Source organism: Thermococcus sp. M36 (assembly GCF_012027355.1).
GTDB lineage: Archaea > Methanobacteriota_B > Thermococci > Thermococcales > Thermococcaceae > Thermococcus.
On sequence record NZ_SNUH01000002.1, the window covers coordinates 55,003 to 80,006 of the forward strand.

Annotated in this window: 18 protein-coding genes and 1 tRNA gene; 5 read left to right on the plus strand and 14 right to left on the minus strand. The window is 54.5% G+C overall.

Annotated elements, in window-relative coordinates; all coding sequences use genetic code 11:
• Window positions 1-138: 138 nt before the first annotated feature.
• The 9 genes from E3E36_RS08090 to E3E36_RS08130 form a co-directional block, all read right to left on the minus strand.
• On the minus strand, window positions 139-2,229 hold the full coding sequence (locus tag E3E36_RS08090; RefSeq protein WP_167894947.1) for a hypothetical protein: 2,091 nt from the start codon (window positions 2,227-2,229) through the stop codon (window positions 139-141).
• A gap of 17 nt (window positions 2,230-2,246) precedes the next feature.
• Window positions 2,247-2,456, minus strand: a complete 210-nt coding sequence (locus E3E36_RS08095) for a hypothetical protein (RefSeq protein WP_167894948.1) — start codon at window positions 2,454-2,456, stop codon at window positions 2,247-2,249.
• 141 nt (window positions 2,457-2,597) lie between these two features.
• On the minus strand, window positions 2,598-3,965 hold the full coding sequence (locus E3E36_RS08100) for an ATP-binding protein (RefSeq protein WP_167894949.1): 1,368 nt from the start codon (window positions 3,963-3,965) through the stop codon (window positions 2,598-2,600).
• 128 nt (window positions 3,966-4,093) lie between these two features.
• The gene (locus E3E36_RS08105) at window positions 4,094-4,942 is read right to left on the minus strand and encodes a damage-control phosphatase (RefSeq protein ID WP_167895334.1); all 849 of its coding nucleotides are present in this window, start codon (window positions 4,940-4,942) and stop codon (window positions 4,094-4,096) included.
• 328 nt (window positions 4,943-5,270) lie between these two features.
• Window positions 5,271-5,347 (minus strand) — tRNA-Val (locus E3E36_RS08110).
• A 38-nt stretch (window positions 5,348-5,385) separates the two neighbouring features.
• On the minus strand, window positions 5,386-7,128 hold the full coding sequence (gene tgtA / locus E3E36_RS08115; protein ID WP_167894950.1) for a tRNA guanosine(15) transglycosylase TgtA: 1,743 nt from the start codon (window positions 7,126-7,128) through the stop codon (window positions 5,386-5,388).
• A gap of 42 nt (window positions 7,129-7,170) precedes the next feature.
• The gene (locus E3E36_RS08120; protein ID WP_167894951.1) at window positions 7,171-8,091 is read right to left on the minus strand and encodes an inorganic phosphate transporter; all 921 of its coding nucleotides are present in this window, start codon (window positions 8,089-8,091) and stop codon (window positions 7,171-7,173) included.
• Window positions 8,092-8,205: 114 nt separating this feature from the next.
• Window positions 8,206-9,255 carry a glycosyltransferase family 2 protein gene (locus tag E3E36_RS08125; RefSeq protein WP_167894952.1) on the minus strand — a complete coding sequence of 350 codons (1,050 nt, stop codon included), beginning with the start codon at window positions 9,253-9,255 and terminating at the stop codon, window positions 8,206-8,208.
• 24 nt (window positions 9,256-9,279) lie between these two features.
• Window positions 9,280-9,579, minus strand: coding sequence for a hypothetical protein (locus E3E36_RS08130; protein WP_167894953.1), 300 nt, complete (start codon window positions 9,577-9,579; stop codon window positions 9,280-9,282).
• Window positions 9,580-9,669: 90 nt separating this feature from the next.
• Between E3E36_RS08130 and E3E36_RS08135 the strand changes: the two genes are divergently transcribed.
• Window positions 9,670-13,848 (plus strand): DEAD/DEAH box helicase, encoded by a 4,179-nt coding sequence (locus E3E36_RS08135; RefSeq protein ID WP_167894954.1) that lies wholly within the window; start codon window positions 9,670-9,672, stop codon window positions 13,846-13,848.
• On the opposite strand, the gene E3E36_RS08140 is transcribed toward E3E36_RS08135, so the two are convergent.
• On the minus strand, window positions 13,840-14,544 hold the full coding sequence (locus tag E3E36_RS08140) for a gas vesicle protein GvpD (protein ID WP_167894955.1): 705 nt from the start codon (window positions 14,542-14,544) through the stop codon (window positions 13,840-13,842). The two genes, E3E36_RS08135 and E3E36_RS08140, sit on opposite strands and share 9 nt — an antisense overlap.
• A gap of 63 nt (window positions 14,545-14,607) precedes the next feature.
• Window positions 14,608-16,461, minus strand: coding sequence for a prolyl oligopeptidase family serine peptidase (locus tag E3E36_RS08145; protein WP_167895335.1), 1,854 nt, complete (start codon window positions 16,459-16,461; stop codon window positions 14,608-14,610).
• Between the two features lie 161 nt (window positions 16,462-16,622).
• Between E3E36_RS08145 and E3E36_RS08150 the strand changes: the two genes are divergently transcribed.
• On the plus strand, window positions 16,623-18,545 hold the full coding sequence (locus E3E36_RS08150) for a GNAT family N-acetyltransferase (protein ID WP_167894956.1): 1,923 nt from the start codon (window positions 16,623-16,625) through the stop codon (window positions 18,543-18,545).
• On the opposite strand, the gene E3E36_RS08155 is transcribed toward E3E36_RS08150, so the two are convergent.
• Genes E3E36_RS08155 through E3E36_RS08165 form a run of 3 tightly spaced genes read right to left on the minus strand, consistent with a single transcriptional unit; the run spans window position 18,511 to window position 20,986 of the window.
• Window positions 18,511-19,263, minus strand: a complete 753-nt coding sequence (locus E3E36_RS08155; RefSeq protein ID WP_167894957.1) for a heparan-alpha-glucosaminide N-acetyltransferase — start codon at window positions 19,261-19,263, stop codon at window positions 18,511-18,513. The genes E3E36_RS08150 and E3E36_RS08155 overlap by 35 nt on opposite strands.
• Before the next feature lie 37 nt (window positions 19,264-19,300).
• Window positions 19,301-19,903: a CPBP family archaeomyxosortase MrtA gene (mrtA, locus tag E3E36_RS08160; RefSeq protein ID WP_167894958.1), complete on the minus strand. Its 603-nt coding sequence runs from the start codon at window positions 19,901-19,903 to the stop codon at window positions 19,301-19,303.
• Window positions 19,904-19,936: 33 nt separating this feature from the next.
• Window positions 19,937-20,986, minus strand: coding sequence for a peptidylprolyl isomerase (locus tag E3E36_RS08165; protein ID WP_167894959.1), 1,050 nt, complete (start codon window positions 20,984-20,986; stop codon window positions 19,937-19,939).
• A gap of 417 nt (window positions 20,987-21,403) precedes the next feature.
• On the opposite strand from E3E36_RS08165, the gene cysS reads away from it, so the two are divergent.
• From cysS to E3E36_RS08180, 3 genes are all read left to right on the plus strand, one after another.
• Complete coding sequence (cysS, locus tag E3E36_RS08170; protein ID WP_167894960.1) at window positions 21,404-22,834, plus strand: cysteine--tRNA ligase; 1,431 nt, start codon at window positions 21,404-21,406, stop codon at window positions 22,832-22,834.
• 95 nt (window positions 22,835-22,929) lie between these two features.
• Window positions 22,930-24,252, plus strand: coding sequence for a M20/M25/M40 family metallo-hydrolase (locus E3E36_RS08175; RefSeq protein ID WP_167894961.1), 1,323 nt, complete (start codon window positions 22,930-22,932; stop codon window positions 24,250-24,252).
• A gap of 103 nt (window positions 24,253-24,355) precedes the next feature.
• Entirely contained in the window at window positions 24,356-25,003 is a 648-nt protein-coding gene (locus tag E3E36_RS08180; protein ID WP_167894962.1) for a phosphoribosyltransferase, read from the plus strand.
• Window position 25,004: the final 1 nt, after the last annotated feature.

Sequence of the window (25,004 nt, forward strand, 5' to 3'; positions counted from 1 at the left end):
GAATTGTTGCACCATAATTAGTCTAATCGTGTTGCAACTACTAAGCCTTTCTACGAGATTGTGCAGTACAGTGCACAAAATTCAGGATTTTTGTGCAGTATATTGTCCTAACTGCACAAACCGGAGAAATGTAAAAGTTTAGAGGCCTTCAAGAAGTTTCCTCGTCTTTCCAAGGCCTATCAACGTTACCCTTCTTGGTCTTAGCGAGGGCATTGAAGCAAGCGTCCTCACAAGGCTGTCGTGCAGGCCTTCATAGCTTCCCCCTTTGAGGGCCTCCATGAGGTGGCCCTCTATTGTGAGATAGCGGGCGGCCCTCGCATGGGCGTAGGCGAAGAGGAAATCCTCCGCCGTTTCGTAGGTCTCTAAGAGAGCCTTTGCGGTGAAGGGAAGGGTTATGACCTCGATTAGTTCCGCGATTTCCTCCTCGCTCAGGTATTCTCTGAGGTAGTCCCTCAGCTCCTCCGCCTTCTCCTCGGCCTCTTCTCCCGTGAGCTTTCCTGACATCAGGACTGCTACGAAGTCCTCGACCTTCCTCCTCGGCGAATCCCTCCTGAAAAGGCCCACCTTCCTCGTCTCCGGAATCTTCTCGATTATTGGGGCTATATTCTCCTCAAGCCTCTCGATGTAAGATTCGTCCTTCATCAGGGCTAGAACTGTGGCGAGCTCCCTGAGTTCCTCCTCAAGCTCCTCGGTAACTTCAGCATCGAAGGGCAGGAAGTCAGGGGTCTTCTTCAGCACCCCGAGGAGAAGCTTCTCTATCTCCTCGGCCTCTGTGGGCAGGCCTCTTATTGCCACGGACTCAAGGGCGGAAAAGGTCATTCTCCCGACGGTTGCGAGGTTGAGAGCACTCCTCAGGTCTTTCTCGGTGATGGAATTCGCTTTCAGCTTCTCAAGGAAGGGAACCCACTCGGCTGGAACCTCCGGTGAAGCTAGTCCGCTCTTCTCTGCCCCCTCAACTGCCGTGAGGAGAGCACTCCGAAGTTTCTCGTTCTTCAGGAGTTCTCTGAAATCAATGCCCCAGAGCTGTGAGAGGTCTTTGGGTGAGATCAATCCAGAAACGAGGAGGTTGAGCTCTTTTACCGCCGTCTTCCGCTTCATGACCCGCCAGAGAGCCTCCGCGAGCTTGGTGTTCTCTCGTTTTGTCTCCTGCCTTAACTCTTCCAGCGCAGAAACGATCCTGCCCACCGGTTCAACGTGTTCTAATCCTACTCCTTCCTCCGCTGCCCACTTCAGTATTGCCCCTGCTGCCTTCCCGTGCTTCGCAATCAACTGATGCATTTTCTTCGTCGGAACGATCCTTACCTTCTCCTCTTCCTGCTCCACATGTATTAACCCGTTCTGCACCATCCACGCGTATATCTTCGCCTTCCTCTCCGCCACGTTTCCCGTCTCTAACTTCAGATCTACTCCCATGCCCTTCAACGTCTTGAACGCTTCCTCCACCTCGGAGGGAATCTTCTGCGTGATAGTTTTGGTAGGCACTGTAGTTGGTGTGGGCTGCTGTGCTGCTTCTCTTCTCATTATTTCGGCGATGTTTTTGCTGTGCTTCTTTAGTACGTCCTCAAGAACAACTTCGTACCAGTAATCACCGAGACCTTTATCTTTTACTCCCCAGCTTTCATCCCTTCTGATTTGCTTTTTTATCCTCTCTCTGTGTTCTAGAACCGATTCCTTATTTGGGAATGCTTCGTAAACGATCTGGGAGAGCTCCTTTGCCAGATCGATAACATCCTCCTTTGCTCTTTCGGGGAGCATCCCTTCCCGAACGAGTTTGTTTATGGTTTTTTCGACCTCTTGTATTTCCTCAGGTTTTGGGACCCTGTGCCCTAATCTCTTTGGAAGCTCGACCGATAATGCTCTGTACGCGTTTTCTATGTCGAGATTGTGCTTCATTGCTGTTAGTGCGGTCAGTAGACGGTAAAACAGCGAGAGTTTTGGATATTCCCATGCTGGCACCTCTTCGGCATGTTTTCCATATCCTTCTATCCAGATCCCAAACCCCTTGCCGCGCCTTCCATCTGAAGAGATTATGACGCCGTATTTTTGAATGTCCGTCTCTTTGGCTTCGGGGTATATTGCTTTAACGATCTTTCGAAACAACGCATAGTCGTCGTGAAAGTGTGGGAGATGCTCATCAAGCGCGTCGTGATACTTTTTTTCTTCTTTTGTCTTTCTCCGTATATGGCCTCTTTCTACCCCGCCAATTTCCTTTTCATATGGCCCATACATTTGCATGTCACCTTATTTTACCCCACATTAATTGACGTTCCGCTTATTGAGATCGTGGCGCTTGACGTTATATTTTGAATATCCACTGTGAGTGTGGATTGAGACATTCCTGCCAGCAAGGAGTATGCCGAGAGCGTGCCTGTGACTGCTCCTACTGCGCTGCAACCGAGATCCACTCCCACGGTTTTCACTGCTGATCTCCCCTTAGGAAATTCAATTATCCACATCCTCCATCCACCCCATCTGATACGGTTCGTTGAAAATGCTCGCCATTCCTACATTTTCACCCTTGTAGGTCAGTTTTCTGTACTTTCCAGTTAAAGTATGTGCACAACACCCTAAAATGGTTTTCTGTAGGGATTGGACCATCACATGTATTCCCCAACTTCATTAAAGTCCCCCAAGTCACAGGCGAGCCATCCCCCACTGCGGAGCTCCTTTTTACCCTTCAGGCCTTTTGCAACTATCCCGTACCATTTCTCCCATCCTTCAAGCCCTACAAGCTCCGCCTTCCTCTCCAAGTCCCTCAAAACTCCCCTCGCTTCCCTCTCACTCAGCTCCTTCCACTTCACCTCAATGAAAAGGGCCTTTTTCTCCCGCTCGTTAATGGCGAGAAGGTCGATCTCCTCGTTTTTCTTCCACCAGCCGCCAATTTTCGTGAACCTAAACGGGAGTTTCCCGGCACGGTTCAATTCCTTGAGAAAATCACCCGCCACCTTTTCAAAGACAAAGCCGAGGTAGTGGTTGTACTCCTCTTCAAAGTTTTCGATGTAGCCGAAGTCTAGGAGCTGGGAGCGGTTCGGGTAGACAAAGCGGAACCAGAAGTTGAAGTATAGGTCGCTCAGGTAGTAGCGGGCGTTTCTCCTCCGCTCTGGCTCTCCAATAGGGTGCCTCTCCTCAACGATGTGGAGCGTCTGGAGGTTGCTCAAGTACTGGGAAACCGTCGAGCTTGGAAGGCCCGTAAAGTTCACTATCTCGCCGAACTTCGTCTTTCCAAAGGCTATCGCCTTCAGTATCGCGAAGTAGCGGGCAGGCTCCCTAAGCTCGCTCCGGAGAAGGAACTCCGCCTCATCGAACAGCGGTTTGTTTGGCTGAAAAACCTCTTCAAGCCCTTCGCCGGCCCTCAGCCTGAACTGGACTTCTTTAATGTATGCCGGTATGCCATCAGTTATCCCGTATATCCTGACAAGATCTTCCCAGCTTTTCTCGGGGAAGAACTCCTTCAGATGGAGGAAGCTCAGCGGTTCGAGTTTTATCGAGAGGGTCCTCCTCCCGTAGAGGGGACTTTTGTAACCCAAAACATGACTTTCCATCACGCTTATGGCAGAGCCAGTTAGGACGAGCTTGAGTTTTCTTGAAGAGTCCCATATCTTCTGGAACTTTGAGAGGAGTCCTTTGTTTGCTCTCAGAAGGTTCGGGAACTCGTCTATTATGACCACAACTCCCGAGTCTTCGAGTAGCTCGAAGACTTCCTCCCAGGACAGTTCTGCCTTTGCTATCAGAGGATTCTTAAGGGCTTTGGCGACGAGGGACTGAAACATCCTGAGGTTTTCCTTCTCAAGAGTTTCCTCAGCAAAAAAGTATATGTGGGGAATACCCTTCACCGACTTCTTAACGAGGGCAGTCTTACCAACTCTTCTTCTCCCATAAACGATTATGAGCTCTTTCCTGCTACTCTGGTAAGCTTCCCTTAATGCCTGCAGTTCCCTCTTCCTGTTTACAAATTGTTCACACATGATTATGATAATCCAGATTGAACTATTTAAACCTTTCCTTCCCCTGTGAAAGCCCTTCGCAAATCCGGGTGATCCCTCCCCTGCAACCCTTTAACTACCGGGGTGATAGTATACTATCGGGGTGCTAGTTATACCCTCAGACACACCATACTCCCCTGCGGAACTCCCAGCTCTCTCGCTATCGGCCGGCACTTCGCCTTGAGCAGGTAGAACACCCTTCCATCCTTTATCTCGCTCAGCGTCTCGAAGTTGCCCTGTCCCTTGGCAATTATAATATCCGCTCTTTCAAAGACCTCCCTGAACTCCTCCGAGACTCTATCAAAAGGAACGCCGACTATCCTCGTGCCAGTCGAGATGACCTTAGCGAACTCCTCAAAGCCTGTCCTTTTGAGGTCTCCTACGGTCGCGTCGTTTATAATCGGTCCTTCTTTGCCTGCCACGTAAATTTTAAGGTGGGAGAAGGACTTTTTGAGCGCCTTGATGAAGAGCCTGTCGAAGTAAATCTCGCCGCAGTTGTCAGTGATGTAGAGGAGGGTTTTCGCTTTCCCCAGCCTCTCAAACAGCTCATCGGAATGGTCAACGTAGAGCTCCTCGTTGAGCATCGCTTTGACGTCTTCCTCAATTCTCTCCGGCGAGTAGCCGACGGCGAAGTCTATCACGTTGCCGATTATGGCGAGCTTTAGGGCCGTCTTCAGGTCTATATCCTCCCCCTCAAGGTCGGAAACTATCCTTTCGGCGAGCCTGTTCGAGAGCTCTTTGTACTCCCTGAACGGGTCGTCGTTGCCTATAACTTTGTAAACGCCGAGAAAGACCTCGCTCCCAAAAATCGCGGGGATTGAGTCCTCGTTTATCCTCGCCATCAGCCTCGCCGCCTCGATGACGCCCCTCTTTCTGAGCTCCAGGTCGTTCGTGCCCATCTCGACTATCTTCTGGCACTGATTCGCGGCGCAGGCAAAGCACTCGTAGTGGATTTTCACGCTCACCACCGGGAGATGAAAGGTTCCGGGCTTTTTAACCCCATCGGCAGAACTTTGTGGGGCAAAGTTTGACCAAAGAGTAAACTTCCACCAAAACTGGCCAGAAAGAGCCCGCATGTCCCTCTGAAACTGAAAGTTTACAGCGGGTTTAACTCAAAAACCGGGGGTTAAAACCGGTTTCGCTTTCATTTTAACGCCCGAAGGGCGTTGTATTAATTGCGAAACCATACAGAACTGGCAAGTGAAAGATTAAACCCCTCTTAAAACTGAGAATTTCCAAGAGTGACATGCAAACCTTGATCAAACTTCGCGCAGGCGAAGTTTGTACTGGTGGGCCCGCGGGGATTCGAACCCCGGACCTCCACCTTGTAAGGGTGGCGTCATGACCATCTAGACCACGGGCCCGCCCGAAATAGGAGAAGGGAGGGGAGTTATAAAATTTTCTACTTCTCAACGCCCCTGCGAACCTTCACGGCTAGACCGCTCCGGAAGACCTTCAGCTCCTCGCCGTTTAAAAGTGTCTGTCCTGTGGCCAAAAGCTCGTCCCTCTCGTTCACCACCAGAACCTCGTCGTAGGGCCTTATCTTTGGGTCTGCATCGACCACGAACTTTGCGAAGACGTTCTTCCCGCGCCTCGCGAAGGGTTCTGCATCATCGTTAACAACGACCCTCATCCTCGGGAACGGCAGTATCTCGTGGAGCCTTTTCGCCCCCTCGATGCCGAGGGTTAAGAGGCCGTCTTCAGCCCTGAATGTCGCGAGGTGTTTGCCCTTGGCCTTTATCTGCCTCGGCATTCCTGTCTTCCGGGAAAGCTCGACGAAGGCATCCTTGAAGGCTTCCCCAGCGCCTTCTCCGAACTGATACTCCGCTATAGCCATTATGTACTCTCTAGCCTCGCCCTTCGAGGGCTTCCTTATGCTGAAGTCCTCCTCGCCCTCGCTCTGCGCAAAAGGGTAGGTCAAGCCGAGGTACCTGGGTATCTCTCCGAATATCGGGTGTTCTATCGTCTCAGGGAACTTGCTCTTAACGCGCTCTGCCCTCTCCTTAGCCCTCACAGCAGTCGGCCACCTCAAAGATTCCTCGCTCACCTTGAAGAAAGCGGAGGCCTTGGTTATCGGCTCGTTCTTCTCGAGGTAGTCCCTGTACTCCAACAGCCTCTTGTAGGCGGCGAACATCTTCGGGTGGCTCCTAGCCCTCTCGTCCACGAGCTCCCAGAGGGTACCCTCCTTAACCGCCTGCTTAACCCTGTTGAGCTCTTCGCGAATGACCCAGAGATTGTGAAGCGCCAAAAGTCTCGTGCGCTCTTCCTTCGGCATCTCCCTAAGCTCCTGGGGAGTGTGGCGGGAGCAGACGGGGCAGGAGCACGGGAAGTACTCAAGCTCCTCAAGCCTCTTCGTCCCCTCTGGCGTCATGTAGCGGTCGTCCTTTGCGTAGAGGGCATAGCTCGCGGAATCGAAGAGGTCTATCCCCATCGCCACCGCGAGGGCAAATATCATCGGATGGCCGGCACCGAAGAGATGGACGGGCCTGTCGGGCCTGAGCCCTTGTTTTGAAGCGATAACGACATCAACTAGGTCTCTGTAGCGGTAGCTCTCCATGAGCGGGACGACTGCCCCAACGGGGTGAATCTCAAAGTTCATCTCGCTTAGCTTTCTCGCGGCGTGGGTTCTCAGATCCGGATAGGTCGAGCCCTGGACGGCCGCGTTCATGGCTATCTCCTTTATTTCCTCAGCCTCCTTTGCCCTCTCCAGAGTTATTCGGAGATCTTCCTCCGCCTTCTCCCTGGGAGTGTCCGGTGGCGTCGGTATGTCGAGGAAAGTGCCGATATCAACGCCTATGTCGTGCTGGAACTTCACTATCTCGCTGTTGGTGACCTCTACACCGCCGTAGCGCATAAGCTGGAATGAACCAGAATCGACCTCTATTATGCCGTCGTAGTCAAGGAGCCTGTGGATTCCGACTTCAAGAGCCTTCTCCCTAAGCTCCGGCGTCTTGTAGATGATGTAAGAGTTGGTGATTACCATCCCGAAGCCCATTTCCTTCAGCTCTTTTGGGGTTACTATAAGTTGCTTCGGGTTGATGACCGGCATTATGGCCGGCGTTTCTATCGTCTTCCCGTTTACAGTGAGCCTGCCTATCCTCCCAGCGGCGTCTCGCGCTTTAACCTCGAACCTGAACTCGACCATCTCGCAACACCTCCCCGAGAGTAGGGCGGCCGGTTTAAAAGTCTAAGCCAGAAGGGTAATCATTAAGTATGAGAGTGCCCCGGCGGCGATTGGGGCGATAATCCAGCCGCGCACTATCCCCACGAGCAACTTCAGATTGACAGTCTCCCCTTTGTAGAGTCCAAGGCCGCTTATCGCGCCGACTATTGCCTGGCCAGAACTGACGGGGAGGCCGAGCAGGTTGGCCGCGCTCACGGCAAGTGAAGCCCCAAACTGGGACGAGAAAGCTGAAGTCGGCCCGAGGGGCGATATGTCCCTCCCAACAGTCATCATGACGTTGTAGCTGAACGTCAGTGCTCCTATTGCAAGTGTCGTGGCCAGAACCAGCTTGAAGGGCCCGTCGATCCCGAGGCTCTGAAGCAGGCCCGCCACGTTGGATAGCTCGTTGGCCCCGAGGTTGAAGGAGGAATACGCAGCGGCCGTGAAGACGAGCCACTTCTGGGCCAGCTCAAGGTTGCGCAGGCACTTTATCCTCTTCGTCAGGGGGTTGTAAATTCTATAAACTGCCACTGCAAAGAGTGCCGCAACTAGGGGCGAGAGAACCCAGGCGGACGCTATCTTCACAACCGTCCACCAGTCAACGGGGAGTCCCAGCGCGAGGGAGGCCCCGACGAGGCCGCCGATTATTGACTGCGTAGTTGAAATTGGCCTTCCCCACAGACTGGCGAGTGTCACCGCTGTGGCGGCGCTGAAGAGGACGAGACCTACCTGGGCCGGGCTCATGCCCTCGGCCATCCCTGAAACCGTGCCTGAGACACCTGAACCGCCAAGGAACACACCGAGAATCACAAAAACACCGATTAGCAGGACGGCACGCCTGAACCCTATAACGCCCGCACCAACTGCAGTGCCGACTGCCTTAGCACTGTCGTTGGCCCCTATCGCCCACGCCATGAATACAGCCGGGAGCACTAAAATGATCATCGCCCATCACTATAGTCTATTTGTTTCTACATAATCTATATAGTGTATGTAGTACTGAGACAGGCACTTAAAAAGGTTTCGAATGAAGTATGCCGGAACAGGGGACGGGGAACACTACAGCCTACCCGCGAGAAGCTTTCCGTAGCCGTACAAGTGCAGGGTGAGATAGAAAACCGCCCAGAACCAGACGATTATTGGGAATAGGAGCGCGTTTACGAGCCTCCCCCCCTCGAAGAACGTTGGGAGGAGCATAGTAAGGGTCTCAAAGAGCCACCAGAGGACGAAGATGGAGAAGTTCCCAGTTGCAAGAAGGGCTATTGGGACGACCACGTCAAAAAACGCCACAACATCCCCGAGAATCAAAAAGGCCCAGTCCTTGGTGAAGCCACCGCCGAGGTTCTTCAGGTCGCCGAGGAACCAGCGCTTCCTCTGGCGCCAGAGCACACTAATGCTCTTCGGCATCTCTGTCCAGACCCTTGCCCCTGGGGCATAGACGACCTCTCCAAACGCCTTTAGCGCCTTTGTAGTGGCGTAGTCCTCGACGATGTCCTCAACGAAGCCGCCGATCCTCTCAAGGGCTTCCCTCCTGAAGGCGGAAACCGGCCCGGGTGCGACGCTCAGGTCATCGAGCTCCTTTGCCCGGCGGAACATGGCTATTCTGAGGTGCTCCGCGTCCTGCGCCATCTCTAAGAAGGAACTCCCAGCGACACGAACCTGTCCGCCGACACCGAAAATTTCGTTGGAGTAAAAGCGTCTCACCAGCTCCTTAACGGCATCTCGTTCGAGATAACTGTCGGCGTCGGTTGTGACTACAATCTCCCCACTGGCCTTTGAGAGTCCGAAGTTCAAGGCTTTGGCCTTCCCGCCGTGCTCCTTACTGTAAACCTTTAGGCGGGGATCTTTTACCGACGATGCAAGCTCGAAGGTGTCGTCCTCGCTCCCATCGTCGATTACTATGACCTCGAAGTCCGGATAATCCTGTGCAAGGGCTGAGTTGATCGCCTTGAGGACCCTCTCGCCCTCGTTGTAGGCAGGGATTATTACGGAAACCCTCGGCTCCCACTCTCGAATTCTGTAATTACGGAAAAGGCTAATTATGTAATTGAAGAAAAAGTAGCCGTCCCAGAGGAAGATGACGACAAGACCGAGGAGGAGCGGGTTCATGTTGGGGATTCCGATGGGAAGCTTTTAATCTTTATCCGGAAGTTCAAGGGAGAGGGATTTTCCGATCCTGTACCTCACAACGTACCTGCCATGCTCGAACTCATCTTCCTCAGCCTCTAAGACCTCCACAGGCTCAATTTCTAGACCGAAGTCCATCGCCTCCCATTTAATGTCGTCGAAGTAGTCGTACAGACCGCAAGTGGCACAGAAGGAGCCGGAAAACTCTATTACAACTTCATCTCCCCGAACTTTCAATATCCTCGCCGTGGCCTCGCTCCCGTGAAGTCTGTTGAACTCCTCTATGACACGCCTCAGGGATTCCATTGTCCCACCGATTCTAGTTCTTAATTGACACTTAAAAAGTTTGTTAAGGTAACCGAATAGCTTAAAAATCGAAAAACCGAACCAACTTCGATGAGCGAGGAAAGGATACGCCACGCCGAGAGGGAATACACCGATGAGGAGATATTCGAGATACTGAGCGAGCCGGTTAGGGAGTGGTTTAGGCGGAAGTTTGGTACCTTCACCCCTCCCCAGCGCTACGCGGTGATTGAAATCCACAAGGGCGAGAACGTGCTTATCTCATCGCCAACCGGTTCCGGAAAGACCCTTTCGGCTTTTCTCGCCGCCATAAACGAGCTCATTCTCCTCGGGAAGGCTGGAAAGCTTGAGGATAAAATCTACGTGCTCTACGTCTCCCCGCTGAGGGCTTTGAACAACGACATCAAGAGGAACCTTGAGGGGCCTTTAGCCGAGATAAAGGAAGTTGCCAAAGAACTCGGCTACGAGCTGCCCGAGATAAGGGTTGGCATAAGGACGAGCGATACTTCAAGCTACGAGAAGAGCAAGATGGTGAAGAGGCCGCCGCACATCCTGATCACAACTCCCGAGAGCCTCGCCATAGCCCTGAACGCCCCCAAGTTCCGCGAGAGGCTTAAGACGGTCAAATACCTCATCATAGACGAGGTTCACGCCTTAGCCGAGAACAAGAGGGGAAGTCACCTTGCCCTGAGCGTCGAGAGGCTCGCCCACTGGTCGGAGAACGAGTTCGTGAGGATAGGACTGAGCGCAACGATTCATCCGCTTGAGGAGGTCGCCAAGTTCGTCTTCGGCTTTGATGACGATGGAAAGCCGAGGCCGGGCCTGATAGTTGACGTCAGCTTCGCCAAGCAGACGGAGATATGGGTAGAGAGCGTTGTAGATGACCTCGTTTACACGGACGCTGGGACACTGAGCAACGCCCTGTACCGCCGTCTGGCAGAGCTTATCAGGGAGCACAGGACAACGCTCATCTTCACCAACACGAGGAGCGGTGCTGAGAGGGTGGCCTACAACCTGAAAAAGCGCTATCCGGAGTTTGAGGGGCTGATCGAAGCTCATCACTCAAGTCTTTCGCGAGAGGTTCGTCTGGACGTCGAGGAGAAGCTCAAGAGGGGAGAGCTTAAGGCAGTTGTTTGCGTCCCAGGACACTCGAGGATTCTAACTCCAGATGGAATGCAGAGGATCGATGACCTCAGAAATGCGAGAGCCATAGTGGGTGTTAACGGTACCGAAGGCAGCTTTGTGGGATTCGGTGGAGTTCACAGGATCAAATACAACTCTAGGGGCGTTAAGCTGAGGACAAGGCTGGGTTTCGAAGTCGAGGCAACGCCTGGACACAAGTTCCTGACTGTTAGGAGGGGAAGGTTGACCTGGGTGGAGGCGAGAGAGCTTAAACCCGGGGACTACGTGGGGGTTCTCAGGAGACTGCCGAGTCCTGAAGAGGAAGTGCCCATCTTCGATTTTCTCCCCGATTCAGCCTACCTTCACCTCAAAGTCGGATTTCTAAGGGAGCTCAAGAAGAACGTACAGGCTAAATTTGGTTCCATCAAATCCCTCGCCAGGAAACTGGGAGTGGATGAGAGCTATTTAGCCAGGCAACTCAGAGGGGAGTACCCGTTCAGCTGGGGAAGGTTAAAGTTAATCCTCCGTGAAGTCGATATGTCCATCGAAGAAGACGATCTAAGCAGGATAACCTCCGACAAGGACTCCTACGAGCTACCGAAGAGGTTCACGCCCGAGCTGGCAAGGCTTCTCGGATTCTGGCTCGCCGACGGTTCATGGAAGGAAGGAACCCTAACCCTGTTCTCCAGCGATCTGGGCATGCTCAAACGATACGCCCAGCTTGCAAAGGAAGAACTGGGAATCGGGGGGAACATTAGGAGACAGAACGAAAGCACCTATTCCCTTGAACTGTCTTTCAGCGTCCTACTCCGCATGTTTAGAGAGCTTGTCGGGGGAGAAGGTAAGAAATCCACCAACGGCAGGTTTCCGGAGGTGCTCTATCGCCTTCCCGGGGAGCACAAGATCCAGTTTCTCTCGGGATACTTCGATGGGGACGGCTACCTTGATGTGAAGGACGGCAACCGCGTGTACTCTGCCGGGTTCGCGACGTTCAACCATGAGTTCGCGGAGGGCATACGAAACCTTCTCCTTCAGCTTGGGATTGTTGCTTCCATAAGGAGGAGATATTACAACGAACGGGGGTTCTTCAGGGGAAGGGAGATAAGGAAAGAAGGAACTTCGTACACGGTTGCAATCCTGGGCGGGGAATATCTGCGGAGGTTTGGAAAGCTCCTCGATCCCTGGAGGGAGGAGCTAAAAAGGCTGGAAACGCTCGATGAGGGTGGCTACTCAAACTCCGACGTGATCCCTGGGATTGGCGAACGCCTCAGGAATATCCGGGAGGCTCTTGGAATAAGCTCGTATCGGCTTCAAAAGATGGGGATGTACAACCCCATTAAGGCCGAGCTGGGGACGAGGGAGATCAGCAGAAGGAACCTGGTGAGACTTCTCGACTTCTACGAGAAAACCGCTCAGGAAAGAGGCCTGTCCGAGCTTATCATCGAAATCAGAAAACTCCGGGTGCTAGCCGAGGGTGATGTTTTCTTTGACAGAATAGTCTCGATTGAGGAGGTCTATATCGGCGACGCCTATGGGATACTCGATTCTGAAACCGGGAGCTATGTGGTCAACGGTTTTGTCTCAAAAAACAGCTCAACAAGCTTAGAGCTCGGCATTGACATCGGTACAATAGATTTGGTTGTCCTCATCGGTTCGCCAAAGAGCGTCAACAGGGCTTTGCAGCGCATAGGGAGGGCCGGCCACAGGCTCCACGACGTCAGCAAAGGAGTAATCCTCGCCCTCGACCGCGACGACCTCGTCGAGGTTACCGTTTTGGCTCACAATGCGAGGAACAGGAGGCTCGACCGGATAAGGATACCGAAGAACCCCCTCGATGTCCTCGTCCAGCATCTTTTGGGAATGGCGCTCAACCAGGTGTGGGACGTGGAGGAGGCATATAGGCTTGTGAGGCGGGCGTATCCGTACCGGGATTTGTCCTTCGATGACTTCATGAGCGTGCTGAGGTATTTGGCGGGAGAATACGCCGGCCTCGAAGAGAGGAAGGTCTACGCGAAGATATGGCTTGAGGACGGAAAATTCGGCAGGCGCGGCAAGATGACAAGGGCGATCTACTACATGAACGTCGGCACGATACCGGACGAGGCAAAGATTCGGGTCTACACCATGGACAAGCAGATGATCGGAACGGTCGAGGAAGAGTTTGCCGAAAGGTTGATGCCCGGCGACATCTTCGTTTTGGCGGGGAGAACCTACGAGTTCGTCAAGAGCAGGGGCAACAAGATTTATGTAATTCCGCGCGAGGGTGCGAAGCCCACTATTCCAGCCTGGTTCTCGGAGATGCTCCCCCTGAGCTTCGACCTGGCCCTCGACATCCAGCGCTTCAGGAAGGAGGTCTCCTCCCTTGTGGACAGCAAACGCGCCAGGAGCTTCCTGATGAAAAAGTACGGGATAGACGAGAGGGCCGCGAAGGCTATTCTCGCCTACTTCCGCGAGCAGGCGAAGTACTCAACGGTGCCCGACGACGAGACGGTTCTGGTCGAAATCGTCAAAGGCGAAAGGAGGAACGAGTACTTCTTTCATACGCTCATCGGAAGGAGGGCGAACGATGCCCTGAGCAGGGCCTTTGCATACCAGGTCAGCAAATGGAAGAAGTGCAATGTCGGGGTGGCCATAAACGACAACGGCTTTGCCCTCCTCCTTCCTCCAGAAGCCGAGCTGAGCGAGGACGAGATAAGGGCGCTCTTCCAGATCGAAGACCTGAGGGAGACGCTCAAGAGGGCCCTCGACAACACGGAGCTTCTGAAGAGGCGCTTCCGCCACGTCGCCAACCGTGGGTTGCTGATTCTCAGGCGGTACATAGGCCGGAGCAAGCGCCTCGGGAGGCAGCAGGTCATGGCAGTGGCACTGCTGAGGGTTCTCAAGGAAAACCATCCGGACTTTCCGCTGCTCAAGGAGGTCTACCGTGAGATAATGGAGGACAAGATGGATGTTGAGGCCGCCGAACTCTTCCTGGGCTGGATTAAAGAGGGCAGGATAAGGGTGGTCATCGAGCACAACGAGCTTCCCAGTCCCTTTGCATTCAACCTTGAGGTGATAGGCTCAAGCGATGTGGTTCTCATGGAGGACAGGCGCGAGCTGATAAAACAGCTGCACAGAAAGATAATGGCGATGATCGAGGCGTCAGGGTAGAGAGATCGTGCGGTCGGGGTATACAACAATGCCGCTGGAGGTTATCTCGTAGGGCCGGGTGGCGCTGTCAAACCCGCTGCCCCTGAACTTTGTTATCCGCACTCCCCTCGAAAGCCTTCCCCCGAGTTCAAAGGTCTTAAGCTCTATCACACCGCTGACCAAGTACTCCTCTATGCCTGTCTTTTCGAGTTCGGAAGTCAGCAAGACCGTGGTTCTCAGCCGCATCATCGTCTTTATGAAGGACAGAAACGCCCTCCTGTAGTCTATTTCCCTGGCGGCGGTCAGTTTGAGCATCGTTATTGGGTCGATGACTATCCTGGAGTAGCGCTTCTCCTGGAACTGCTTTTTAATTGCGTCGGTCATTTTTTCTATGTTTTCCGCGAACGTTTCAAAAAAGTCGCTTATCAGCACGTAGCGCTCAACCGTGGGTGTCGCGTCTATGAGCGTGAAGTGGGGATCCCTGAGGTTGAAGCCCATCCTCGTCATGTCCACCCTGATGTTGTCGGCGGGCTCTTCGAGTGTAACGTACAGCACGTCCTCCCCGTTGGCCACACCGGCCATGGCAAAGTGCATGGCCAGAGTGGTCTTCCCTGTGCCAGGGGCCCCCTTGACCAAGTAGACCCTTCCCGCTATGAGGCCGCCGTGCAGCATCCTGTCCAGTCCCGAGATGCCCGTGGATATTCTCTGGACATCCATGGCTCCGCCCCAGATACTAATTCCCACCCGCCATATAAGAATCTTTCGCGACAAAAAAGGGGATCAGGGCCACAGAACCCTCACAACAAAAGCCACCAGATCGGCCAATTCCCTCGCTCTCGTTTTCGGTGACGCACCCATATGGCCGCTCTTTGTCTCAACGCGAAGATATACCGGTGCGTCGACTTCCTTCATCCTGGCAAAGAACTTTAGGGCGTGAGCCGGGTGGACACGGTCATCGTGAAGACCGGTGTAAATGAGCGTCGGTGGGTAGCTCTTGTCTGGGTCAATGTTGTGGTAGGGGCTGTACTTGAGGAGGAACTCCCTGTCCTTCGGGTCGTCGGGGTTGCCGTATTCGGGAACCCACACGCTGCCGATGTAGAGTTTATGGAAGCGCATCATATCGATGACCGGATAGCCTATAATGGCCGCGTCCATGACGTCGGGCCTCTGGGTGAGCGTCGCCGAGACGAGAAGGCCGCCGTTGCTCCTTCCCCACGCGGCAACCCGGTAGCCCTCGGCCTTGAGCTTGCCGAGAACCGCTATGAAATCGTCGAAGACATTCTGCTTGTTCTCCCGCATGCCGGCGCGGTGCCACTCCTCACCGTACTCCGAACCACCGCGCAGGTTGGCCATTGCGAAGGTTCCGCCACGCTTGAGGAACGGTATCACCTGCGGGAAGAACCTGGGGGTGAGCGAGATGTTGAAACCGCCGTAGCCGAAGACCCAGACCCTTTTCTTATCCTCCTTGCCCCTCACGTGGAAGTAGTGGATTCTCGTGCCGTCCCCGCTCACCGCGAAGTCCTCCTCTACGGTGAACCCTCCCTCGATCTCCTGCTTTTCAATGATCCTCAGCTCCCCGTCGAACTCGTAGAGCCTGTAGGGCACGGTGAAGCTCTCGTACTTCAGGAGGGCCTTCTTCCCGTCGGTGTGGAGGGGGTAGACGCTCCCCGGGAGGTCAAATGTCATCCCGTCAAGCTTCTCCCCATCGAGGGAGTAAACCTCAAGCCTGTGGCTCGCGTGGACGAGCCTTCCGGCGAGTATTTTGCCGTCCACCACAACCGCCCACTCGAGCGGGAACTCTCCCTCCGGTACAACCTCAGTAACGTTTTCTCCCTCAATAGCAATGACCTTCCCGAGGCCCTTTCCTTCCCTTGTAAGGACGTAGAGCTTCCCGTTAACGACGTCTATCGGCCCTGCAGGGACTTCAGCGGAGTAAACCTTTCTCCATAGCTCTGGCTTCTCGACAGGCCCGATGTAGATGTCTGCCCTGTTCCAGCCGAAGGTTACCGTCAGCATGGCCCACCTGCCGTCTGTACTCTTTCTCAACGAAATGAAGTATCCGGAGCCGAGGCCCTCCCCGAAGACCATCCTTTCACCGCTCTCGTCCTTCCAAAAGAGCCTCACCGCGGGAGCCTTAACCCCGTCCGGAGTCTCGCCGTGGCGGTAGAAGCGGCTGAAGTAGTAGCCGTTTTCGAGGAAGGTGATGTTCCACACAGAGGGTTTTATCTCGTCGATGATTTCACCTGTCTCAATGTCAACTATCCTCGTTATCCCCTCGTCGGCGCCTCCAATCGAGAAGCTGTAGGCGAGGTATTTTCCTTCTTTGTCAGCGGTAAACCCCTGGAGGAGAACCTCGTCGCCGAGTTCCCTTTCAAGGGCCTTGGAATCAACGATGACCTCCCCACCGAGCCACCTAATAATCTGCCTGTCCTTCTCTTTAAACATGGCTATGACGCCTTTATCTGTGAGCCTCGCTCCGGTGAGGGTCGGCATCGAGTAGTACTTCCAGACCTCGGGGAAGAGCTCGTCGCTCAGCTTTCCTATGAACTCCCTGAAGCGCTTGTTCTCCTCCTCGACGAGCTTAAGAACGCGCTCATCTTCAAGGTTCTCCATCCAGACGTACGGGTCTTCCATCATAACCACCGTTATGATAAAGGCTTTAACGCTAATAAAACTGTCGGCAGGAGGATCCCGCCTTCAGGACGTGCGGGGCGGCTCTAGGTCACGCGGTGTTCACGGCGCGAGCCAGGTTAACGTTTTAACCTCCAGTGCCCTATCATCCCCGGTGGTTCTTAATGATCATGCGGGGAAGGGTCGCGGAGAGCGAAATCCCCCGGTTCAGGCACCGCTGGTTTGGCATACTCGAAGTTGAAGCCGGGGGTGAGAAGTACCGCCTCCACATGACGGGCAACGTCGCCCAGTGGTTCTTGACGGGGGACGAGGTTGAGCTCGAAGTTCTTGAAGAACCTAGGGAGCTGGAGGGTGTCAAGGTTCTCGACTTCGATGATTACAGGCTCTGGAGGTTCTACAACGGCGATAAAGTCTTGGTCTGGCCCCTCTGGGAGAAGGACGTCGAGGCAGAACGCTACTCTCCCCTCACCGGCGAACTGCTCTATACCTACAAGATTCGCGCGAGAGAGGCAAAGTACGAGTCAGACTTTGAGGCCATAGCGGAGCTTGAACAGTACCACTACGCCTCCCAGAAGGAGAAGGTGGCCCTGTGGTGCTGTGAGAAAGGCCACATCTTTGAGGCCAACACCAAGGGGGCCTGTCCAGTCTGCGGAACTGAGGATGTCCATATTCTTGAAATCAAGGGCTCAACGCCTGCCTCACGCTTCCTCATCCTCGAGCTGGTCGAGAGGGAGGAGTACGAGCCGAGGATCTTGAGCTACGTCCGTGTGGATCCTCCGATTCCGCTCATGCACCGCAGACTGCCGAACGGCGAGGTCGAAAAGAACATCCGCGAAAAGGTCTTTCCTGAGGAGTGGTTCCACCCATCCTTTTGGCCAGAGCGCATAATGAAGGAACTTTATGAAGAGTTAAAGAAGAAGTACAGGAGAAGGGTCGCCCGCTCCTATCTCTGGGAAAAGGCCAAATGGAAGGCCCTGTCCGAAACCAGCACGGCGGGAGCGAGAATTGCCCGTGTTGTCGTTCACCCCGACTACCGCTCGGATGGGTTGGGACAGCTGAGCGTAAGGGCGGCGCTTGAGTGGATAGCGGAGAGAAGGATACCTGAGATGAGAAAGAGGAAGCATCTCGTCGAGACCATAGCCCAGATGGCGAGGTACAACCCCTTCTTCGAGAAGGTCGGCTTCAGGTTCCTCTGGGAGACCGCCAGCGGGAGGCCGGTGCTGTTCTATCCGCTAACTGAAAAGGCTGTGGATTACATTGAGAGGTTTCTGAAGGAAGATCCCTATGCCCCGAAGGACGGAAGGCTCTGGCGTCCGAGCTACGGTAGGGTCGAACCTCTTGCAGGCCCCATAGTGTTCAAAAACGTCTCCAAGGTCTTCGAGAGCGAGCTCGACATAAATGGTCTTCCGGAGGAGATCCAGGGTTTGCTTATGGCCTTCGGGGTAAAACACCGCGTCATTCAGAGACCAGTCTTGAGAAACCTCAACTTCGAGATAAAACCTGGCGAGCTGATAGCGGTCGTCGGTGCCAGCGGGGCCGGAAAGACAACGCTGTTGAGGCTCATACTCGGGGCGGCAAACCGCTGGTGGGAGGAAAAGTACAGACCGACGAGCGGGGAAATAGCAGTTCCTGACAACGTCAGGGCGGCCGTGATGATACCAGGCGAGTTCGAGCCCTCTTTCGGCTCAGAGAGTATTCTCGAACACGTTTACAGGAAGCTCAAAGACCTCAACGCTGCCGTCGAAGTTCTAAACCGGACCGGCCTTAGCGATGCGGTTCTCTACCGTGCCAGGTATTCAGAGCTGAGCACCGGGCAGAAGGAGAGGGCGAGGATTGCATCCCTCCTGGCAGAGAAGCCGAACCTCCTGCTCATAGACGAGTTTGCGGCGCACCTAGACACGCTGACTGCAATGAGGGTTGCCAAGAAAGTTGCCCAGATGATCCGCGAGGCCGGAATCACCGCCCTAATAATAACCCACAGGCCGGAAGTGCTCAAGGCCCTTGACCCCGACAGGGTGCTCTTCGTCGGCTACGGAACGGCCAGGGTTCAGTCTAAATCGGAAGGCCCGGAAGCGGGCCGTGGATGAGCCTCAGCAGGCCGACGAGGATGGGCTGATGAATGATGTAAATCAGGAGGGTGTGCCTCCCCGCGAAGACGAGGAAGTGAATCAAGAGGCTTGGGGGAAGGCCCATCTCGATTTTTCTGCTTCCGCCGGGGTAAAAGATGCTCCCGACTGCCAAGCCGAGGAGGTAGACGCCGAACCAGGGGAATATCGGGAAGTAGTCGGGGGTGAAGTAGTCCTCCGGCATTATTCCAATGGGAAGGAGAAGCAAACCGTCGTGGAGGTTCCTCACGAAGAGTGAGCCGAGGATGAACAGAGCCGCCCACAGGAAGTTCCACTTCTCGAAGCGGTGGAAGGGGATCGCGAGGAGAGTCGCTACTCCAAGGAGGTGGAGCACGCCAAAGTGTATGGTCATGCCCTCGAGGAAGATGTAGGTCACGGCCGTTATGAGCATTCCGAGGCCGAAGAGCTTTAAGAAGCGTATGAAGTACTTCCGATACGGCCTGGAGGTCTTCATGACGGTCCGCGAGTAGCTTATCCAGAAAGAGAGCCCGGAGATAAAGACAAAGATGAATGCCGTTGTCCTGGCAAAGAGCAGCCAGAAAGTCTGGTGCCCTGAATAACTCAGAAACAGCTGTAAATCAGTGACGAAGTTCGAAACGACCATCATGAGTATGCCGATGCCGCGCAGGAAGTCAATTTCCCAGTAGCGGCCTCCCGTGTAAACCTCAGAGCCGAACATACCTCTCATTTGGCCTCAACACTAATAGAGGTTTCGGTTAGAGCAGAACGCACAGAACGTCAAAGAGCACTGAGCCGAGCCAGTGAAGGAGGAAGCTCGGAAGAAAGCTCCCGCTCTTCAGATCCATTTTAGCGAAGATTATCCCCGCTACGAACGAATAGGGGATTTCTATCGGGGGTTTTCCTATGTGGGCGAGCGCGTAGGGGATATCCTGCGCGATTATGGTCAGCCACTCGTTCTTTTTAGAGAGTGGGAAGAACAGTATGCCCCTGAAAAAGGCCTCGTGGGCAAACATTATGGCCCCAACGGCGAGTTCTTTGACGAAAAAGTCGCCCCAGCTGGAGTACTCGAATATGGGGTAGTAGTCCTTCATCTCGGGTACGGTCGTGCCGTAGAGACTCAGCGGAATGGTCAGCAGAAATAGTATGAGCGCCCACTTATAGCCCTCCCCCCAGCCCAGCCGGACGCCCACCTCCTCCCGTCCAAACCCCATTAAAACCGCGAGAGCAAGTGGAACTGCGAAGTAGAGGAGCATGTTGTAAAACGCCCAGCGGAAGATTCCGCCGTCGCTGTACCGTACCGCGAGGATGAGCGGCAGGGAGACGACGTAAAGGAGGTAGGGGTTTTGTCTGAACTCCATGGAGAAAAGTTGGGGGAGAGAGATAAAAGCTTTTCACTCCTCCCCGGACTCTTCCTTCTTCTCCTCGGCGGCCTTGACCTTCTTCTTGCTGGTGGTCTTCTTGGTGGTCGTCCTGCGGGTCTTCCTGCCCTTGGTGCTCTTCCTCTTGGGCTTCTCTTCATTCTTCTCGGTCTTCTCCCCGGCGACTTCCTCAGTCGTTACCTCTTCCTTGGTTTCTTCAGCGGTCTCCCCGGTGGGCTCTTCCTTCATCTCTTCGGCAGGCTTTTCCTCGGTCTCTGTTTCCGCTGGCTCAGCAGCAGCCTCAGCCTTCTCGACGAGGGGCTCGCTGACCTCCTCTTCAAGCTCTACTGCCTCTTCACCCTTCTCCCCGGGCGGCTTGAGGAGCTCCTCAACGTTCGGCTTGAAGCTGACCTCCTCGTAGCCTATGAACTTGAGGTCGCTCTCCAGGAGTATCTCACCGAGGACGAGGGTGTTCCTGTCGACCTCCTCAACGAGCTGGCCGAAGTCGACGGTAACGTCCTTCTCACCGACCTCTATGATGACCTTCTCCGTGTCAACCATCGGCATGCGGAGCTCGATGAGGGCCTTGACCTTCTCTATCGGGTCTTCAATCTTCTCGATGACCTCAACCTCATAGATGAGGTGCTTGCCCGCGTAGGGGTGGTTGAAGTCAACCCTGACCCTGCCTCCGCTGACGGTGAGAACCCTGCCCTTGAGCTTCCTACCGCTCTCGGTCTCTATCTCGACGGGCATGCCCGGGAACGGGAAGATGCCCTGCCTCCTGAACTGGCCGAGGGTGAAGGTCTTTATGAGCTTGGGGTCGCGCTTCCCGAAGCCCTTTTCGGGCGGGACGATTATCTCGTACTTCTTTCCGACCTCAAGGCCCTCAAGCTGCTCGTCGAGCCCGCTGAGGACGTGGCCAGCGCCAACGGCTATCGGGACGGGACCGTAGATGCCCTTCTCAGAGTATATTCCGGCCTTTTTGGCAACCTCCTCGTAGGTGGTGTCGAAAACCTCGCTGGTCTCCTTGACCTTTCCGGTGTAGTGAAGCCTTATGACGTCTCCCTTCTGAACCTTCATCACCGTAACCTCCTTCTACTGCTCTAACCCCGATTGAGGGAGTTGGTTTTTAAGCTTTTGTTTGTGCCAGGGCCAGGAGATACTCTTACGGATCATTGGGGTGTCACCTCCTGGGACTGTTCAGTGACACCGCACCATCAAGCGAAGCATTACACTGAGAATGAAACCGCGCAGATTAAGAGGGGAGTGCGTATCAGAAGAGTGTGGAGATTGGGAATGGAAGCAATGGCTGGTTGCAAGCCAGCCAAGCTCCTGCCTTTTTTATTATTTCCCGTTGAATTTTTGATTGGGCATACTCCTGAAACCATCCATAACAAGCAAACCCACTGCAAAATTCTCACTCTCTCTACTCAAATCTGACCAAAACGACGGCGATAACCTAATAAAAGAACCCCCCAAAGTTCTCACGGTGGTGAGAAGATGGCCATAAGAGTGTACAACACCCTGACCAGGCAGAAGGAGGAGTTCAGACCCATCAATGAAGGCGAGGTCAGGATGTACGTCTGTGGGCCAACCGTTTACGATTATACTCACCTCGGCCACGCCAGAACCTACATAGCCTTCGACGTTATTAGGAGATACCTTGAGCACCGCGGTTACACGGTCCTGATGGTTATGAACTTCACGGACATAGACGACAAGATCATCAGGCGCGCCAACGAGACCGGGGAAGACCCAAAGGAGCTGGCTGAGAAGTTCCTGAAGTACTTCCTTGAGGATATGAAGGCCCTCAAGGTCAAGCCGGCGGACATTTATCCCAGAGTCACCGAACACATTGAGGACATCATTGACTTCGTGAGGAAGCTCCAGGAAAAGGGCTACGCCTACGAGGGGAGCGACGGCGTTTACTTCGAGGTAAGGAAGTTCAAGGACTACGGCAAGCTGAGCAAGATAAAGCTCGACGACCTCGTCAAAGGCGCCCGCGTCGAGCCTGGTGAGGGCAAGAAGAAGCCCGAGGACTTCGCTCTCTGGAAGAAGGCCAAGCCCGGAGAGCCTAAGTGGTCTTCACCGTGGGGTGAAGGGAGGCCCGGCTGGCACATAGAGTGCTCCACGATGAGCACCAAGTACCTCGGCGAGAGCTTCGACATCCACGGCGGTGGAAACGACCTCATCTTCCCGCACCACGAGAACGAGATAGCCCAGACGGAGGCCTGCACCGGCCACGAGTGGGTCAAGTACTGGATGCACACCGGCTTTCTCATGGTGAACGGCGAGAAGATGAGCAAGAGCCTCGGCAACTTCGTGACGATTAGGGAGATGCTCCAGCGCTATGACCCTGAAGTAATCCGTCTCTTCGTCCTCCAGAGGCACTACCGCTCACCCCTCGACTACACGGAGGAGGGCATGGAGCACGCCAGGAACAACCTGGAGAGGCTCTACAACACCCTCGAGAACATCCGCGTGGCCATGGAGAGGGCGGAGATATCCTTCAGGTGGGGAAGCGAGGAGTTCGAGACCTACGAGGCCATCAGGGACGCGAGGAAGAAGTTCTACGAGGCCATGGACGACGACTTCAACACGGCAGAGGCGCTCAAGGCCGTCTTCGAGGTGAGCGGCGCGGTAAACAGGTACCTCAGCAGGGTCGAAAGGCCAAAGGAGAGCATCCTCAGGAAGGCGTGGGAGTTCTTCAGGATCGTCAGCGAGGTCTTCGGTCTCTTTGAGGACTACTTCAAAGAACAGAAGGCGGGCGAGGAGGAGGCTCTCATAGAGCTCCTCATAGAGGTGCGCGCCCAGCTCAGGAAGGAGAGGAACTTTGCCCTGGCAGACAAGATAAGGGCAGAGCTGAGGGAGCTCGGCATACAGCTTGAGGACACACCGCAGGGGACCATATGGAAGCGGGTGAAGGTCTGAACTTCCCCATCCGTTTCTCCTCTTCTTAAACCGGTTACACAGGTTCCAGCAACCCTTAAATATCATTTCGATGGAAATCTTAACGGTGTATGCCGATGGACGTGCTGGAGCTCCTCGCGGAACTCGTTAGTTTTGACACGACCAACGATCCGGGAAAGGGAATAAAGCCCCCAAAGGAGTGCCCCGAGTTCATCAGAGATACCCTGCAGTCATGGGGCATCGAGAGTGAGCTGATCGAAAAAAACGGCTACTACGCACTCTACGGCGAAATCGGTGAAGGGGAACCGAGGCTTCTCTTCATGGCCCACTTCGACGTTGTCCCTGTCAGCAGGGAAGAGTGGGACACAGACCCCTTTGAGCTGACCGTCAAAGGGGACAGGGCATACGGCAGGGGAAGCGCCGACGACAAGGGTAACGTTGCCTCAATAATGCTCGCCCTGAGGGAACTCTCAAAGACGAAGCTCGGTGGAAAAATCCTCTTCACCTTCACAGGGGACGAGGAAATTGGTGGAGCAATGGCAATGCACATAGCGGAGCGGCTTAAGGAGGAGGGGAAGCTCCCGGAGTATATGATAAACGCCGACGGCATCGGCATGAGGCCCATAATCAGAAGGAGGAAAGGATTCGGCATCAGGATTTCAGTTCCGGCCGAAAAAATCCTCATCAGGGGAGTTCTGAAAGAAAAAACCTTCAGGATAAACACCCCAGTCGTCGAGACGAGGCACGCGGCCTATTTCCTGCCGGGGGTGGACACGCACCCAATGATAGCCCTCTCGCACTTCCTGAGGAACAGCGGGGCTTTTGCCCTCTCACTCGAAGGTAAGTTCCTGAAAGGGAACGTGGTTCCCAGCGAGGTGACGCTCAGGTACCTCGAACCCGGCGAGGGGGAGGAGGTCAAAGCCGACCTGGGACTCACGAGGCTCCTGAAGGCAGTAGTCCCGCTCGTGAGGGCACCGGTAAAGCCGGAGAATTACAGCGACTACGGGGTTTCTATAACCCCCAACATGTACTCCTTCGAAAACGGAAGACACGTTCTGAGGCTCGACGTGAGGGCGATGAGCCGCTCGGAGGAGGAGATAGAAAGCACCATCAGAGAGGTCATCGAGTTCAACGTCCCGGGGGCAGAACTAGAGGTTCGCTCAAACGAGAGGGCGGGCTACCTCTTCACGCACCCCAGGGAGGGTATAGTTAGGGCAATGCTTGATGCTCTGGAGATGTTCGGGGTACGGGCCGAGCCGGTTGAAGGACCGGGGGCGGCAGATTCAAGGTTCTTCACGCCATATGGGGTAAAGGCAATCGACTTCGGCCCGAGGGGCGGAAACGTCCACGGTCCCAACGAATATGTGGAAGTAAGCTCCCTCAGAGTCCTGCCGGCGGTCTACAGGGAGGTCGCTTTAAGGCTCGTCCGAAAAGTTTAAGCATCCGCCAGATTACCGTTTTCATATTTTGCCATCTCCCTGTCAAAGCCGGAAGCAAAACGCTTAAATATAACCTCCCGTCCGCTCAATTAAGGGAAATCCAATGAAGAAGTTTCCGGCTTATCTTGCTTCTTGGGACGACATAGAGAAGTGGGCGAAGGAAGGGGCTTGGAAGATACTCGAAAACGGCTGGAGGCCCGACGTCATAGTTGGCCTCGCAAGGGGCGGCTGGGTTGCAGCGAGGCTCTACTGCGACTACCTCGGCGTCAAGGACCTCGTCAGCCTCAAGGTCGAGCACTGGGGCGTTACCGCCACCCCGGACGGAAAGGCCAAGCTCAAGTACGGCAGCAACTACAGCCTCGAGGGCAAGAAGGTTCTCATCGTCGACGACATCAGCGACACCGGCGAGAGCCTCACCCTCGCGAAGAACTACGTTGAGGACCAGAACCCGGCGGAGATAAAAGTTGCCACGCTTCTAACCATCAGGGGCTCGCGCTTTAAGCCCGACTACTATGGTGAGGAAATCGACTGGGCCTGGATAGTCTTCCCGTGGAACTTCGTCGAGGACATGATAAACCTCGTCAACAACCTCTTCGAAGAGAGAGAGGCCCTAACAACCGACGAGATAGTTGAGCTGTTCAAGGAGCTCCATAACCTTGAGGTTCCCAAGGGCAAGCTTGAGGAAGCACTCCGCATGGCAGAGCGCAGGAAGGTTTTTAAGTTCCGCGAGGGAGCCTGGCGCAAAGCCTGAG

What these genes read in the sequence shown, in the direction of transcription:
- E3E36_RS08090 (WP_167894947.1), bottom strand. Translation starts at nt 2,229, where the DNA reads ATGTATGGGCCATATGAAAAGGAAATTGGCGGGGTAGAAAGAGGCCAT.
- E3E36_RS08095 (WP_167894948.1), bottom strand. Translation starts at nt 2,456, where the DNA reads ATGTGGATAATTGAATTTCCTAAGGGGAGATCAGCAGTGAAAACCGTG.
- E3E36_RS08100 (WP_167894949.1), bottom strand. Translation starts at nt 3,965, where the DNA reads ATGTGTGAACAATTTGTAAACAGGAAGAGGGAACTGCAGGCATTAAGG.
- tgtA (WP_167894950.1), bottom strand. Translation starts at nt 7,128, where the DNA reads ATGGTCGAGTTCAGGTTCGAGGTTAAAGCGCGAGACGCCGCTGGGAGG.
- E3E36_RS08120 (WP_167894951.1), bottom strand. Translation starts at nt 8,091, where the DNA reads ATGATCATTTTAGTGCTCCCGGCTGTATTCATGGCGTGGGCGATAGGG.
- E3E36_RS08125 (WP_167894952.1), bottom strand. Translation starts at nt 9,255, where the DNA reads ATGAACCCGCTCCTCCTCGGTCTTGTCGTCATCTTCCTCTGGGACGGC.
- E3E36_RS08130 (WP_167894953.1), bottom strand. Translation starts at nt 9,579, where the DNA reads ATGGAATCCCTGAGGCGTGTCATAGAGGAGTTCAACAGACTTCACGGG.
- E3E36_RS08135 (WP_167894954.1), top strand. Translation starts at nt 9,670, where the DNA reads ATGAGCGAGGAAAGGATACGCCACGCCGAGAGGGAATACACCGATGAG.
- E3E36_RS08140 (WP_167894955.1), bottom strand. Translation starts at nt 14,544, where the DNA reads ATGGATGTCCAGAGAATATCCACGGGCATCTCGGGACTGGACAGGATG.
- E3E36_RS08145 (WP_167895335.1), bottom strand. Translation starts at nt 16,461, where the DNA reads ATGGAAGACCCGTACGTCTGGATGGAGAACCTTGAAGATGAGCGCGTT.
- E3E36_RS08150 (WP_167894956.1), top strand. Translation starts at nt 16,623, where the DNA reads ATGATCATGCGGGGAAGGGTCGCGGAGAGCGAAATCCCCCGGTTCAGG.
- E3E36_RS08155 (WP_167894957.1), bottom strand. Translation starts at nt 19,263, where the DNA reads ATGTTCGGCTCTGAGGTTTACACGGGAGGCCGCTACTGGGAAATTGAC.
- mrtA (WP_167894958.1), bottom strand. Translation starts at nt 19,903, where the DNA reads ATGGAGTTCAGACAAAACCCCTACCTCCTTTACGTCGTCTCCCTGCCG.
- cysS (WP_167894960.1), top strand. Translation starts at nt 21,404, where the DNA reads ATGGCCATAAGAGTGTACAACACCCTGACCAGGCAGAAGGAGGAGTTC.
- E3E36_RS08175 (WP_167894961.1), top strand. Translation starts at nt 22,930, where the DNA reads ATGGACGTGCTGGAGCTCCTCGCGGAACTCGTTAGTTTTGACACGACC.
- E3E36_RS08180 (WP_167894962.1), top strand. Translation starts at nt 24,356, where the DNA reads ATGAAGAAGTTTCCGGCTTATCTTGCTTCTTGGGACGACATAGAGAAG.